This window comes from Aquabacterium sp. OR-4, assembly GCF_025290835.2.
In the GTDB taxonomy this organism is placed as follows: domain Bacteria; phylum Pseudomonadota; class Gammaproteobacteria; order Burkholderiales; family Burkholderiaceae_C; genus Pseudaquabacterium.
This window is the reverse complement of the sequence record NZ_JAOCQD020000003.1, coordinates 340,007-353,532: the sequence shown is the minus strand read 5'-3', so window position 1 is coordinate 353,532 and position 13,526 is coordinate 340,007. Positions and strand designations below refer to the sequence as shown.

At 71.0% G+C, this 13,526-nt stretch carries 10 protein-coding genes; 3 read left to right on the top strand and 7 right to left on the bottom strand.

Annotated elements, in window-relative coordinates; translation table 11 throughout:
- Positions 1 to 191: 191 nt before the first annotated feature.
- Positions 192 to 1,631 carry an ethanolamine ammonia-lyase subunit EutB gene (locus N4G63_RS23575; protein ID WP_260790064.1) on the bottom strand — a complete coding sequence of 480 codons (1,440 nt, stop codon included), beginning with the start codon at positions 1,629 to 1,631 and terminating at the stop codon, positions 192 to 194.
- Positions 1,628 to 2,563, bottom strand: coding sequence for a LysR family transcriptional regulator (locus N4G63_RS23570; RefSeq protein WP_260790063.1), 936 nt, complete (start codon positions 2,561 to 2,563; stop codon positions 1,628 to 1,630). Before N4G63_RS23570 ends, N4G63_RS23575 begins: the two co-directional genes overlap by 4 nt.
- Positions 2,564 to 2,665: 102 nt before the next feature.
- Here N4G63_RS23570 and N4G63_RS23565 point away from each other — a divergent pair, with 102 nt between their 5' ends.
- Positions 2,666 to 3,685: a zinc-binding alcohol dehydrogenase family protein gene (locus N4G63_RS23565; protein ID WP_260790062.1), complete on the top strand. Its 1,020-nt coding sequence runs from the start codon at positions 2,666 to 2,668 to the stop codon at positions 3,683 to 3,685.
- A gap of 88 nt (positions 3,686 to 3,773) precedes the next feature.
- On the opposite strand, the gene N4G63_RS23560 is transcribed toward N4G63_RS23565, so the two are convergent.
- Both N4G63_RS23560 and N4G63_RS23555 read right to left on the bottom strand, forming a co-directional pair.
- Positions 3,774 to 4,577 (bottom strand): hypothetical protein, encoded by an 804-nt coding sequence (locus N4G63_RS23560; protein WP_314600389.1) that lies wholly within the window; start codon positions 4,575 to 4,577, stop codon positions 3,774 to 3,776.
- Between the two features lie 198 nt (positions 4,578 to 4,775).
- On the bottom strand, positions 4,776 to 6,392 hold the full coding sequence (locus tag N4G63_RS23555) for an AMP-binding protein (protein WP_314600388.1): 1,617 nt from the start codon (positions 6,390 to 6,392) through the stop codon (positions 4,776 to 4,778).
- Between the two features lie 197 nt (positions 6,393 to 6,589).
- On the opposite strand from N4G63_RS23555, the gene N4G63_RS23550 reads away from it, so the two are divergent.
- On the top strand, positions 6,590 to 7,642 hold the full coding sequence (locus tag N4G63_RS23550; protein WP_260790058.1) for an NADPH:quinone oxidoreductase family protein: 1,053 nt from the start codon (positions 6,590 to 6,592) through the stop codon (positions 7,640 to 7,642).
- A gap of 319 nt (positions 7,643 to 7,961) precedes the next feature.
- On the opposite strand, the gene N4G63_RS23545 is transcribed toward N4G63_RS23550, so the two are convergent.
- The 3 genes from N4G63_RS23545 to N4G63_RS23535 are packed head-to-tail and all read right to left on the bottom strand — an operon-like array spanning position 7,962 to position 11,900.
- Entirely contained in the window at positions 7,962 to 9,008 is a 1,047-nt protein-coding gene (locus tag N4G63_RS23545; protein WP_260790057.1) for an ABC transporter substrate-binding protein, read from the bottom strand.
- Between the two features lie 25 nt (positions 9,009 to 9,033).
- Complete coding sequence (locus tag N4G63_RS23540) at positions 9,034 to 11,136, bottom strand: MFS transporter (protein ID WP_260790056.1); 2,103 nt, start codon at positions 11,134 to 11,136, stop codon at positions 9,034 to 9,036.
- Positions 11,133 to 11,900 carry a hypothetical protein gene (locus N4G63_RS23535; protein ID WP_260790055.1) on the bottom strand — a complete coding sequence of 256 codons (768 nt, stop codon included), beginning with the start codon at positions 11,898 to 11,900 and terminating at the stop codon, positions 11,133 to 11,135. The genes N4G63_RS23540 and N4G63_RS23535 overlap by 4 nt, the downstream gene beginning before the upstream one ends.
- Positions 11,901 to 12,344: 444 nt before the next feature.
- On the opposite strand from N4G63_RS23535, the gene N4G63_RS23530 reads away from it, so the two are divergent.
- Positions 12,345 to 13,496 carry an alpha/beta fold hydrolase gene (locus N4G63_RS23530; RefSeq protein ID WP_260790054.1) on the top strand — a complete coding sequence of 384 codons (1,152 nt, stop codon included), beginning with the start codon at positions 12,345 to 12,347 and terminating at the stop codon, positions 13,494 to 13,496.
- The last annotated feature ends 30 nt before the right edge of the window (positions 13,497 to 13,526 follow it).

Sequence of the window (13,526 nt, the reverse complement as noted above, 5' to 3'; positions counted from 1 at the left end):
CACCACCGGCACCTGCGCGGCGTGCTGAGCGGCCTGGTCTACGGCGTGGTCTGCGGCGATGTCCACCGCGGCTTTCGCAGCGGTGCCCGCAGCGGCATCCGCGGGCGGCGCAGGTCTGGCGGATAGGTCGGATGGTCGCGTATCTGGCATGTTGGGCTCGTTTTCGGTGGATCGCCGCGGCTGCCCGCCCGTCAGTGCCCCGAACCCGACGCGCCGGTTGACGCCCCCAGCCGCAGGCCGATGGCGCGGGCCAGCGCGGGTGCACCGGCCCCCAGCAGCCCCTCGGGGCCTACCGGGCGCAGCGCGCCCTTGGCGCCGGTGATGCGCTGGCGGCGCAGCCAGGCCTCGAACTCGGGCGCACGCTTCAGGCCCAGCAGCTGGCGCAGCACCAGCGCGTCGTGGAACGAGGTGCTCTGGTAGTTGAGCATCACGTCATCGGCGCCGGGCACGCCCATCATGAAGTTCAGGCCGGCGGTGGCCAGCAGCACCATCAGGTTGTCCATGTCGTCGCTGTCGGCGTCGGCATGGTTGGTGTAGCAGATGTCGCAGCCCATCGGCAGGCCCAGCAGCTTGCCGCAGAAATGGTCTTCGAGCCCGGCGCGGATGATCTGCTTGCCATCGGCCAGGTACTCGGGGCCGATGAAGCCGACCACGGTGTTGACCAGCAGCGGCCGGTAGCGGCGCGCCACGGCGTAGGCGCGGGCCTCGAGCGTCTGCTGATCCACGCCATGGTGGGCGTTGGCCGACAGCGCACTGCCCTGCCCGGTCTCGAAATACATCACGTTGTCGCCCAGCGTGCCGCGGCGCAGTGCCAGTGCGGCAGCATGGGCTTCATCGAGCAGCGCCAGGCTGATGCCGAAGCTGCGGTTGGCGGCCTCGGTGCCGGCGATCGACTGGAACACCAGATCCACCGGCGCGCCACGTGCCATGGCCTGCAGCGTGTTGGTCACGTGGGTCAATACGCAGGCCTGGGTGGGGATGGCGTGCTGCTGGATCAGGCCGTCCAGCTCGGCCAGCAGGCGCACCAGCGCGTCGACGTTGTCACCGGCCGGGTTGACGCCGATCACCGCATCGCCGGCACCGTACATCAGCCCATCCACGATGCTGGCCAGGATGCCCGCCGGGCTGTCGGCCGGATGGTTGGGCTGCAGCCGCACGGCCAGATGCCCCGGCAGGCCCAGCGTGTTGCGAAAGCGCGTGACCACGCTGATGCGGCGCGCCACCAGCATCAGGTCTTGATTGCGCATCAGCTTGCTCACCGCGGCCACCATCTCGGGCATCAGGCCCGGCGCCAGCGCGGCCAGCGTGGCACCGTCGGCGGCATCTGACAGCAGCCAGTCGCGGAACGCGCCCACGGTGAGGTGGGCCACCGGCGCGAAGGCCGTGGCGGCGTGGCTCTCGGCGATCAGGCGCGAGACCTCGTCGGTATCGGCCGGCAGCAGCGGCTGCTGCACAAAGGTGGCCAGCGACAGATCGGCCAGCGCGGCGCGGGCGGCCACGCGCTCGGCCGCGCTGTTGGCGGCCAGGCCGGCCAGTTGGTCGCCCGAGCGCTCGGGCGAGGCCTTGGCCAGCAGCTGGGCCAGCGTGTCGAAGCGGTGCACCTGGGTGCCCACGGTGGCGCGGTAGCTCATGATCGACCTGGTGCGTGGCGGCGGGGCGTGGCGGCAGGCTGCAGCGGTGCCAGCTGCTGCAGCAAGCACTCACGCAAGGCCCGTGCCGCGGGCGTGAGCTGGCGGCGGCCCGGCACCACCATGTACAGCGGCGAAGGCTCGCCGCCCCAGTCGGGGCGCAGGTGCAGCAGGCGGCCCGAATCAAGCTCGGCGGCCACATCCAGCCGCGACTTGTAGGCGATGCCCAGGCCGGCCAGCGCCCAGCGCTTGACCACCTCGCCATCGTTGGCCGAATGCCGGCCCGACACCGGTGCCTCGTGCCACTGGCCATCGATGCAAAAGCGCCAGCAGCGCGGCACCTCGCCGTTGAGCATGAAGCGCAGTGCCTCGTGCTGGCACAGCTGCGCCAGCGTCTCGGGCGCACCATGTGCCGCCACATAGGCCGGCGATGCCACCAGCACCCGCGCGCTGTCGGGTGCCAGCGGCAGCGCCACCAGGCTGGCATCGGCCGGCGTGCCGTAGCGGATGGCGGCATCGATGGGCGCGCGCATCAGATCGGTGTTGCGGTCAGACAGGTGCACGCGCAAGGCCAGCTCGGGATGGCGCTGCTGGAAAGCCTCGAGCCAGGGCAGCAGCACGTTGCGCCCCAGGTCGGACGGCATGGCCACCTGCAGCCCGCCGCGCAGCGTGCTGCGCTGGGCCGCCACCTCGGCCTGCGCCTCGCCGATGCACTGCAGCGCCTGGCGCAGATGCGGCAGCAGGCGCTCGCCCTCGGCCGACAGGCGCAGGCTGCGCGTGGTGCGCACGAACACCGCCACACCCCACTGCGCTTCCAGCCGCTTGACGGCGGCGCTGGCCGCGGCAGGTGACCAGTCGAGCGCCCGTGCGGCGGCCGTGAGGCTGCCCAGATCGGCGGTGCGCAGCAGCAGTTCCAGGTCGGCCAGCCGGGTCATTGTTCGATTTTCTTTGAAAAAGATTCGCCGGGCAAAGCCTGTTTTCCAGGCGAGCGCTTGCGCACACTGCCGGCTCTACCGCTGAAAGACTGAATTCTCACGATGAAAGCCGTTGCCTACCGCAAGGCCCTGCCGATCCACCACACCGAATCGCTGCAGGACGTGGAGCTGCCCGCACCCGAGCTCGGCCCGCACGATCTGCTGGTGGATGTGCAGGCTGTGTCGGTGAACCCGGTGGACACCAAGATCCGCGCCAACGCCGAACCCGCAGAAGGCCAGTGGCGGGTGCTGGGCTGGGATGCCGTGGGCACAGTGCGCGCGATCGGCTCGCTGGTCACGCTGTTCAAGCGCGGCGACCGCGTGTGGTACGCCGGCGCCATCGATCGCCAGGGCAGCAATGCCGAACAGCAGGTGGTGGACGAGCGCATCGCGGCGCACGCGCCGCAGTCCTTGTCGAATGCCGATGCGGCCGCCCTGCCGCTGACCGCCATCACCGCCTGGGAGCTGCTGTTCCACCGCCTGGGCGTGGGCTTGGGCGAGAGCTCCAGCGAGCAGTCGCTGCTGATCATCGGCGCGGCCGGCGGCGTGGGCTCGATCCTCACGCAGCTGGCGCGCGAGCTCACCGGCCTGACCGTGATCGGCACCGCGTCGCGGCCCGAAACGGCCGCCTGGGCACGCAGCATGGGCGCGCACCATGTGCTCGACCACGGCCAGCCGCTGGCCGAGGCCTGGCACCAAGCCGGGCTGGCACCGCCGCAGTACGTGGTGAGCCTGACCCAGAGCGCGCAGCACTTTGCGCAGGTGGCCGAGCTGATCGCGCCGCAGGGCCGCTACGGCCTGATCGACGACCCCGCGCCCGGCAGCATCGACATCGGCAAGCTCAAGCGCAAGAGCGTGTCGCTGCACTGGGAGCTGATGTTCACGCGCTCGATGTACGAGACGCCTGACATGATCGAGCAGCACCTGCTGCTCAGCAAGGTGGCTCGCCTGGTCGATGCCCGCCGCCTGCGCAGCACCCAGGGCGAGCACTTCGGGCGCATCAATGCCGCCAATCTGCGCCGCGCCCATGCGCTACTGGAAAGCGGCAAGGCGCGCGGCAAGATCGTGCTCGAAGGCTTCTAGCCTGGCATGTGGCCGCGGTGCCGCTGGCGCTGGCTGGCACCCATGTGGATGCGGTGGCGGCGGGCCCGGCTTGCTGCCGCGGCGCAGCTCACATCATCTGCGTCAGCTGGTATGCCACGCGCTCGCGGGGCGCCGCCTCGGGCGGTGGTGGCGGAGGGTCCATCAGCTTGGGCACCCAGCCGGCCTCGAAGGCGACGAAGGAGGCGCGGCCCAGGGCTGCCGGCAAAGGCACGGGAAACAGGTCCTGGCTGAGCGCGCGAAACTGCTTCCACAGCTTGGCGCGGCTGCCCTTGCGCCACATGGGCCACCACAGGCGGTAGCGGCCGCTCTCCACGTAGATGAGGCACTTGCTGGGGTCCAGGTGCTCGAGCATGAACTTCACCTCCCACAGGATGCCGGGCGTGTCGCCCGCGGCCAGCACCACCAACTGGGACCGGCGTGCCAGGTCGGCCACGCGCTCCTGCCACTCGTCACCCACGAACAGGTTGTGCGCACCCAGGATGGGTGGCGTGCCGGGCTGGCCGATGGCCACCAAGGGGCCCAGTTCGCGCGTCCTGTCTTCCAGCAGTTGCTCGAAGGTCCACTTGAAGCGCCAGAACGCGCCCCAGGACGACAGCAGCCCGCGCCAGCGCCGCACCTTGCCCCACGAAAAGGGGTTCATGATGTTGAAGATGCGCGGGCCCGAACTGAGCACGGCACTGTCCTGCGTGAACGGGCGCAGGTACAGGATGGGCGGACGCGTGTCCTGATCCAGATCTTCGTCGCTGAACTGGTGGGCGCTGCGACGCTTGAGGCAGCGCACCACGGTAAAGGCCTGTGAGCACGTGGCGAACAAGAAGATGATGCCCAACGCGGGGCTGGGCAACTGGTCCAGGCAAACCGCAGCCAGCACGCCCAATATCACCGTCACCACCAGGGCCAACACAGCGCGGCCGCCTTGTCGGTCGGATGTGATCTTTCCATAAGCCATGGCATCCCCGCCTTCTTCGCGTCACCCCTGAAGGAGCGGCAGCATGTCACTGCCCGATGCCGGGCGCCAGCCGCCAGGACCGAGCAAGTAGGGGGGGCACGTGACCCGCTGGGGCGGTCCTCAAGCCCCCTCGCCTTCCAGCAGCGCCCGCAGCTGCGCCTTGGCCACCTTCTCCAGCGTGCTGCGCGGCAGGCTGTCGACCAGGCGCAGCCCGTGCGGGCGCTTGAAGTCGGCCAGCTGGGCGGTGCAGGCGGCGGTGATGGCGGCGCGCAGCGCATCGGGCGGCACCTGGCCGGTGGCGATGACGAAGGCCACCGGCACCTCATCCAGCATGCGGTGGCGCTGCGCCACCACGGCGCATTCATGCACGCCGGGCACGGCGGCGATCACGCGCTCGATCTCGCTGGCGGCCACGTTTTCGCCGCCAACCTTCAGCATGCCTTTGCTGCGATCGCCAAAGCGGATCGAGCCGTCTTCCAGCAGATCCACCCGGTCGCCGGTGCGAAACCAGCCGTCGGCGGTGTAGCTGGCGGCCGTGGCCGCGTCATTGCCCAGGTATGCCTGGAACAGGCTCAAGCCCCGGATGCCACGCACCAGCAGCTGGCCCGAGCCGCCGGGGCCGATGGCTTGGGCCTGGGCCATCGGCTTTTCATCGTCATCGACGATGGCGATGCCGTACTCGGGCGCCGGGCGGCCGATGGCCGGCGGCGGGCTGGGCACATGCAGGCTGCTGACGATGCCGTGGCTGATGGTCTCGGTCATGCCCCACCAGCCCATGGTCTTGACGCGAAAGTGCGGGTCGGTTGGCAGCTCGTTGGCGGCCGCGCCCCACAGGCGATAGGCGTGTGCGGCCGGCACCTCGTGCGCCATCAGCGCCTTGATGCAGAACGGGATCATCGACACCCAGGTGCAGCGGTATTTCAGGCTGACGGGCCAGAAGCGGCTGGCCGAGAAGCGCGGCAGCACCACCGCCGTGCCGCCGGCCCACAGCGTGGCCAGCACCGAGTAGGCCTGGGCATTGGTGTGGAACAGCGGCAGATGCACCAGGTGCACGTCACCGGGCTGCAGATCCTCGTGCACGGCGTTGATGCGCGCACCCCACAGCGCATTGGCATGCGTCCACAGCACGGCCTTGGGCCGGCTGGTGGTGCCGCTGGTGTACTGCACGCTGCAGGCGCTGAGCGGGTCGGGCGCGCGGCGCGGCGCGGGCTCGGCGGCGATCAGGGTGTCGAAGCGCTGGCCGGGCTCCACCGGCTGCGCGGGCGGCAGGCCGTTGTCGGTGGCCGTCACCACCATCCAGCGGATGGCGCGGCAGTTCGCCGCCACGCGCTCGGCAAATTTCGGCTGGGTGATGGCCGCCACCGCGCCGCAGTGCGCGGCGTAGTAGGCCAGCTCGTCGTCGGCTGCGCGGGCATTGGTGGTCACGGCCACCGCGCCCAGCCAGGTGCAGGCATACCAGGCCAGCAGGGCCTCGGGGCCGTTGTCCAGGTGGATCAGCACACGCTCGCCGGCCACCACGCCGCGCCGCGCCAGGCCGCCGGCGATGCGGCCCACCTGGTCGTGGAAGCGGCGGTAGCTCCAGGTCTCGCCGGGTAGCGCGCCCTGGTCGGTGAAGGGCTCCCAGACGATGAACGCATGCTCACCGCGGGTGGCCGCGCGCTGGGCCAGCAGCGTGGGCACGTCCATGCCGGTGAACGGATGCAGATCGGTGGCGGCCAGGGCGGGCGGTGGGGTCATGGGGGTGGGCGGCGTGAGCGGCGTGGGCGGCGTGGGCGGTGCGGTTGTGCGTGCGGCGCCGGGCAGGCGTGGCAGTGACGCGAGACAGCGCTCGCGATACTGCGCGGCCCGGGTGTTGCCCGCCATGGGGCAAGTGCCCAGGCCGGGTGTCGCGCAGGTGTCGCAGGCCGGGCCAGGGGGGCTGGCTAGACTGGCCCATGCCCGCCGAGCCCACCGCCCCTGCTGCTGCAAGCCCCACCGCCGTTGCCGCCGCCCATGCCGGTGCCGGCCTGCCGCAGGCCCTGGTGTGCCACCAACTGGCCGACGATCTGTCGGGCCTGAGCCTGGCGCCGCAGCCGCGCCGGCCACTGGCGCCGGGCGAGGTGCGCCTGCGCGTGCTGCGCGTGGCGCTGAACTTTCCTGATCTGCTGATGACTCAGGGCCTGTACCACCTGCGCCCGCCCCTGCCCTTCGTGCCCGGCATGGAGGGCGTGGCCGAGGTGCTGGAAACCGGCCCCGGCGCGCCCGGCCTGCAGCCCGGCCAGCGCCTGTGCTTTGGCAGCAAGACCGGCGGCCTGGCGCAGGAAACCGTGCTGCCGGCCAGCGCACTGGCGCCCTGCCCGGCCGGCCTGTCGCTGGACGAGGCGGCCGCGCACATGGTCACCGGCCTCACCGCCTGGGTGGCGCTGGCCCGCGTGGGCCGGCTGCTGCCAGGCGAAACCCTGCTGGTGCACGGCGCACGCGGCGGCGTGGGCATGGCCTGCGTGCAGCTGGGCCTGCACCTGGGCGCGCGGGTGATCGCCAGTGCCAGCCAGCCTGAGCGCCTGGGCGACCTGGCAGCGCAAGGCGTGACCGTGCTGCGCAGCGACGACACGATGGCCGAGGCCGTGCTGGCCGCCACCGCGGGCCGCGGCGTGGATGCGGTGGCCGATCCAGTGGGCGGCGATGTGTTCGACGCCTCGCTGCGCTGCTGTGCCTATGGCGCGCGCCTGCTGGTACTGGGCTTTGCCAGCGGCCAGTTGCCGCGGGTCAAGCTGCAGCGCGTGCTGAACAAGGGCCTCACGCTGCACGGTGTGCGCGCCGGCGAATACGGCCGCCAGCACCCCGAACATGCGCTGCAGCACCGCCAGGCCGTCACCCGCCTGGCCGAGGCCGGTGTGCTGCGCCCGCCGGTGGGCGCGGTGTTTGCCTTCGATCAGGCGGTGGCTGCGCTGAAGGCCATGCGCGACCGCACCGTGGCCGGCAAGATCGTCGTCAACCTGGCCGATTGATGCGGCTGGCCGGCCCGCGCCTGTGCTGGGCGGGCAGCCCTGCGGTTCCGCAGGTCCGGGTGCCCAGCGGGCCGAGCGCCGGGCCGCTCCCAAGCCGGCCCGTACCCGCCCGGCGGGTGGACCTGCGATTCAGCAGGGCCGGGTGCCCAGCGGGCCGAGCGCCGGGCCGCTCCTAAGCGGGCCTGTACCCGCCCGGCGGGTGGCCCTGCGGTCCCGCAAGGCCGGGTGCCCAGCGGGCCGAGCGCCGGGCCGCTCCCAAGCCGGCCCGCCAACCCGCCCGGCGGGTGGTCTCGCGTACCCGCGAGGCCGGGTGCCCCAGCTACTGCGAAACGATCGTGTCCGACCCGATCAGCTCGGCGTAGGCCATCATCGGCAGCGGCGGTGGCAGCTTCAGGCGGCGGGCGGCGGGCATGCGGATCTGGTACGAGAAGCGCTTGAGCGTTTCCACCGGCACGCTGCCGGCCGACTGCTTGCCCACCAGGATCTGCTCGGCCTTGTAGGCGGTGAACTGGCCCACGTTGTAGTAGCGGCTGACCAGGCCCGACAAGGCACCAGCCTGCATCAGCTGCTCGGTGGAGGCAAAGGTGGGCAGGCCGGCCTCCATGGCCGCGGGGATGATCACCCCCTCGGCCAGCGTGCCCAGAAAGCTGTCGGGCGGCAGGTACAGCCATTGCGCGCCGGCCTCCTTGAGCTCGTGCACCAGCTCGGCTGCGCCATCGGGCGTGGGCTTGCGGCCCGCGTCGAGCCGGAAGGTGCGCTCCACCGTGTGGAAGCCGCGCTCGCGGCCCAGGCGGCGGATTTCTTCCAGCACCACCACCGAGTTCTTCTCGGTGGGCGTGTACAGCACGCCCAGGGTCTGGAACGGCCGGTACGCGGCCATCGCGCGGATCTGCGCCTCGGTGGGCGCCACATGGGTGACGCCGGTGACGTTGCGCCCCGGCAGCTTGGTGTCGGCCACGATCTTGGCCAGCACCGGCGCGGCCACCAGCGTGAACACCACCGGGATGTCGTGGATGAACGACCCGCGCGCGGGTGCGTCGAAAGGCCCCACCACGCCCAGCGTGACCGAGGTGCCCCAGGCGTACACCAGGTCGGGCCGGGTGCTGCGGATCTCGTCCAGAAAGCCCGGCATGCGGCCGGCCTCGCGGTTGAGGTCGCGGTAGGTGATGTCGACCGGCACCTTGCGCGTGGCGAAGTAGTCTTCGAAGCCCTTTTCCACGTCGGTCATGCCGCGAAAGGTGATGGCGTAGATGCGCAAGGGCCGCGCCTGGTTGGCGGCCGGCTTGGCCCAGGCCGGCAGGGCCAGCGCGCCGGCGCTGCCGGCCGCGGTGGTCAGCCATTGGCGGCGGGTGTTGTTGAGCGACACGAAAAACTCCTTGATCGGGTGACGGTCAGGCCGGCACCAGCTGCGGCTGCGGGCTGCGGCGGGTGGCCACCAGAAACACCAGGCCGCACAGCAGCACGCCGGCACCGATGGCCACGAAGCTGTGGCGGAAGCCGATGCTGGAGACCAGCGCGGCGGCGATCAGCGGGCCCAGCGCATTGCCCAGGCGTTCGAGCAGGCGGTAGACGCCGTACACGGTGCCGTCGCCCAGGCGCTCGATCTCGGCCTCGCAGTTCTCGGTGACCAGCGCGCTTTGCGCCGAGATCGACAGCGACTGGCCCAGGCCCACCAGGATCACGGCGGCAAACACCCAGCCCACGTCCTGGCCGGCCAGCATCAGCGTGCCGCCCAGGCCCGACAGCACCAGGCCGCCACCCACCAGCCAGTTCATGCGATCGCGCGAGCTGGCCAGCGCGGCCGTCACCGGCGCCATCACCACCATCACCACGCCGTAGATCATGACGATGCGCCCGGCCATGGCCTGGCTGTCGCCGATCGACAGCACATACAGCGGCACCAGGTAGAAGCACAGGCCGGTCAGCAGGATCTTGGCCGGCATCGCGGCCAGGCCGGTGACGGTCATGAAGCGGCGATTGGTGGCCAGGGCCGCAATGTCCACCAGCCTGGGCAGGCGCGCCGGGCCGCGGTTGCTGGGCACCTCGCGCGAGTCGGGCAGCAGGCGGATCACCATCATCGAGGCCGCCGCCAGCACCGCGGCCACCACGAAGGACGCGCGCGTGCCCACGTTGTCGGCCAGGATGCCGCCGATCGACGGCCCGCACACCGTGGCGGCCATGATCGCGCCGACAAACAGCGCAAAGCTGCGCGCCCGGTTGGCCGAGGTGGCGTGGTCGAGCACGAAGGCCTGGCCGGCCACGAACACCAGGCCGTAGCCCAGCGCGCACAGGCTGCGCCACAGCAGCAGATCCAGCACGTTGTGGGCCATGGCGCTGGCCACGAAGCCGGCCGCGGCAATGCCGGCGCCCAGCATCATGGTGCGGCGGTGGCCCACGCGCTCGCAGTACACGCCGAAGAAGGGCTGGCCGATGGCCACGATCAGCATGAACAGCGCGATCGGCAGGCCCACCATCATCTGCGGCGAGATCCACGACACCGGCACCAGCAGCTCTTTCACATAGCCCGGCAGGAAGGGCCGCGTGAGCTCCTCGGCCAGGATGAACATGAACAGCGGCGCGCGGATCTTGGCCAGGTCGCCCTCTTCCAGCCGGTTGCTGGGCGGCTCGGTGCCGAAGCGGTAGCGCTCGCCCAGTGCCTGCAGGCCGGCCTGGGCCTTGGCCAGGCCGGGCTGGCGCTCGTGTGCCGGCACGCGGCGGCCGGCGTCCACCGCACGGCCCAGCGCGGCATAGGCGCCGTTGACGCGCTCCAGCGTGGCGTCCATCAGGCGCAGCAGGCCGCCAAAGGCCAGCTCGTTGCGGCGGTCGCGGCGGGTCAGGAAGTTGCCCGACGCACCGCGCTCGAAGGCCTCGCCCAGCGCCTTCAGCGATGCGTCCAGGCGTGCGCCGGCCATGAAGTGCAGCAGCTCCAGCGTGAAGAACAGCGAGACCACCAGCACCACCAGCACATCGAACAGCATGTCCAGCACCAGATCGTTGACGAAGCGCGCGTCCACGCCCAGGTGCAGCAGGCCCAGCGGCCCGTCCTGGCCCACGATGGGCAGCGACACCATGTACTGGTTGCCCAGGCGCATCGGCGGCGAATTGCCCTCGGGCGCGGCCAGCAGGCGCAGCACAGCCGGGCTGCTGAAGTAGCGCTCGGCGCCCTCGGGCGCGCGGGCATGCTGGTACAGCACCTGGCCGCTGGCATCGGTCAGCGCCAGGTAGGCCACCTCGGGGGCCTCGTTCTTGACGTCGGCAAAGCGCTGCTCCACGCCATACAGCTCGGCAAAGCCGATGCCGTTCTCGGCCGCCTTGAGCACCAGGGCGCGGATCGAGGCGCCCACGCTCATGGCCTTCTTGGCCACCTCGGGCGCCAGGGCCTGCTCGAAGGTGCGCTGGGTGAGTGCGGCATTGGCCAGCAGGGCCAGCAGCACCACCAGCGTCACCACGCCGGCCAGCTTGAGGTAGATGCGCCGCAGGTAGGTCGCGTTCATGGCTGGCTCCCGCGCTGCAAGCGGGCCTGCAGGTCGGCAATCTCGGTTTCGGCGTGGCGCACGGTGTCGAAGAACTTGCGCAGCGCCGGCCCGAAATGCCCGCGCGCCGCACTGGCCGAGGCCCGGCCGGCGTCGCCCGAGCGCAGTGCCGCCTCCACACCCTCGACATCGCGGCCCAGGCCGCGCATCACCCGCATCAGCAGCGCCGAGGCCAGCGCGGCGGCCACCACAAACACGCCCAGCGAGGCCAGCGCGATGTCGCGGCCCACCGACCAGGCGCCGTCGCGCACGCGGTCGGCGTCGAAGCGCACCGCCAGATAGCCCAGCGTCAGGCCGAAGGAGTTCTCGATCGACATGCCGGCCGCGGCGGCGCGGTCATCGTCGACAAACCAGTCCACCGCGCCCGACTTGCGCGCAGTGCGCAGCCAGGCGGCGGGCACCGGCCGGTTGGCCCGCAGGCGGTCGGTGCTGTAGAGCATGCGGCCATCGGTGTCGAACACGTCGATGCCCTCGATCAGGTCGTCGGTGGCGCGTTCGCGCTCCAGCGTGGCCTGCAGCGTGCCGATGTCGCCGAACTGCATGCCCAGCGCCAGCGAGGAGTTGACGCTGTTCTCCACGCTGCGGCCGGTGACCAGCAGGCGCTCCTTGACGATGTTCAGCGCCGTGCTGCGGTACTTGAAGAAGTTCAGCAGCCCGGCCATGCCGACGGCAAAGCCGCAGACCAGCACAGCCACCACGAACATCCGGCGTTGGGTTGATTCCATGTGATTCCTACATCTCCACGACCAGGCCCGGGGCCCGGGGCAGAAAGGGCAAAGCCTCGGTGCGAGGTTATCGACGCCCGCAACAGCAACTTGAACACCGTCACGAATGGGCCGATGCACTGAAAAGCAGGGCTGAAACCGCTAAAGAAGCGGCCAACGCCGGCCGATATGCGCCACACAGGCTGTCAGAAATGACGACCTCGGACGGCCCCGGCGTCATCCGCCAGGCCTTCCCCACCCCCTGCAGCCCGCTGCAGCACCCTGCCGTACCTGCTGTCGTCCACATGCCGCAACTGCTGCCGTCTTGCCCTCCACACGGCTTGTCCAGGGCTGGTGCCTTGGCTCGCCCCTGCACGCCCTCAGGTGCCAGCCACCTGAACACCGGCGGCACCCTCGCCTCCTTCAACCCTTGCACGCCTGACCAGGCGCCGGAGATCGCCTGACATGAAACACGCGTTCTCCATTGTTCCGCGCGATGACAGCGCCGGCGACACCGTGCCCGGCGAGCTGATCGACGTGGCCTGGGAGCCGCCGGTGCGCCAGCGTGCCCGCGAGCTGTCGGACTGGAACGACTACATGGCGCTGGCCAGCCGGGTGGTCGGCCGCTTCCATGGCCAGTTCGCGCTCGAGCAGTTCGAATATGTGCATCCGGTCAAGCTGCAGCCGGCCACGCCGCGGCGGCTGCGCAAGCCCTACCCGGTGAACGTGGCCTACACCGCCTGGGGCCCGGCCGATGCGCCGGTGCTGCTGTGCTGCGGCGGCGTGGCCAACGTGGCCATGCGCTTCAGCTACCTGGCCAGCGATCTGAGCGACCGCTGGCGCGTGGTGTGCATGGACTGGCTGGGCCGCGGCCGCTCGGGCTGGCTGGCGGCCGAGGGCGACTACTCGCTGGCCACCTATGCCGAGCAGATCCGCCAGATGATCGCCCACCTGGGCGACCGGCCGGTCACGGTGCTGGGCTCGTCGATGGGCGGCAGCGCCACCATCGCGATGATGGCCAAGCATCCCGGCCTGGTGGAGCGGCTGATCCTCAACGACGTGGGCCCGCACATCCCGGCGCGCCGCCGCCGCCGCCGCGCCGACACCATTGCCCGGCACTATGTCTTTCGCCAGCCGTCGGACCTGCTGCGCAAGGTGGGGGCCTCGCAGAAGAACGACGGCCCGGTGAGCGAGGACATCCGCTTCAACCTCACCTTCCACCAGACCAAGTGGTGCGACGTGGAGAACGGCCGCATCTACCGCCACGACGTGCGCGCCATGCAGGCCTACCGCCGCGATGCCCAGCGCAGCCTGCTGCAGTGGGGCGAGTGGCAGCATGTGGATTGCCCGGTGATGCTGATCCACGGCATGCAGTCGGACGCGCTGTTCGACACCACCATCGCACGCATGTCGCGGCGCCGGCAGATCACGCTGATGCACATCCCCGACACCGGCCATGCGCCGCTGCTGGCCGACCGCAACCACATCTGGTTCATCCGGCGGTGGCTCGAGGGCGACGGCGGGCCGCAGGGCGAGTGGAGCGTGCTGCACGCCCCGCTGCGCGAGGCCTACCCGGGCAGCCCGATCCCGTTTGCACCGCTCAACGCGCTGCGCTGATGCCCTGCCGCACCGGGCGTCCGCCAGCGC

What these genes read in the sequence shown, in the direction of transcription:
- N4G63_RS23575 (WP_260790064.1), bottom strand. Translation starts at nt 1,631, where the DNA reads ATGAGCTACCGCGCCACCGTGGGCACCCAGGTGCACCGCTTCGACACG.
- N4G63_RS23570 (WP_260790063.1), bottom strand. Translation starts at nt 2,563, where the DNA reads ATGACCCGGCTGGCCGACCTGGAACTGCTGCTGCGCACCGCCGATCTG.
- N4G63_RS23565 (WP_260790062.1), top strand. Translation starts at nt 2,666, where the DNA reads ATGAAAGCCGTTGCCTACCGCAAGGCCCTGCCGATCCACCACACCGAA.
- N4G63_RS23555 (WP_314600388.1), bottom strand. Translation starts at nt 6,392, where the DNA reads ATGACCCCACCGCCCGCCCTGGCCGCCACCGATCTGCATCCGTTCACC.
- N4G63_RS23550 (WP_260790058.1), top strand. Translation starts at nt 6,590, where the DNA reads ATGCCCGCCGAGCCCACCGCCCCTGCTGCTGCAAGCCCCACCGCCGTT.
- N4G63_RS23540 (WP_260790056.1), bottom strand. Translation starts at nt 11,136, where the DNA reads ATGAACGCGACCTACCTGCGGCGCATCTACCTCAAGCTGGCCGGCGTG.
- N4G63_RS23535 (WP_260790055.1), bottom strand. Translation starts at nt 11,900, where the DNA reads ATGGAATCAACCCAACGCCGGATGTTCGTGGTGGCTGTGCTGGTCTGC.
- N4G63_RS23530 (WP_260790054.1), top strand. Translation starts at nt 12,345, where the DNA reads ATGAAACACGCGTTCTCCATTGTTCCGCGCGATGACAGCGCCGGCGAC.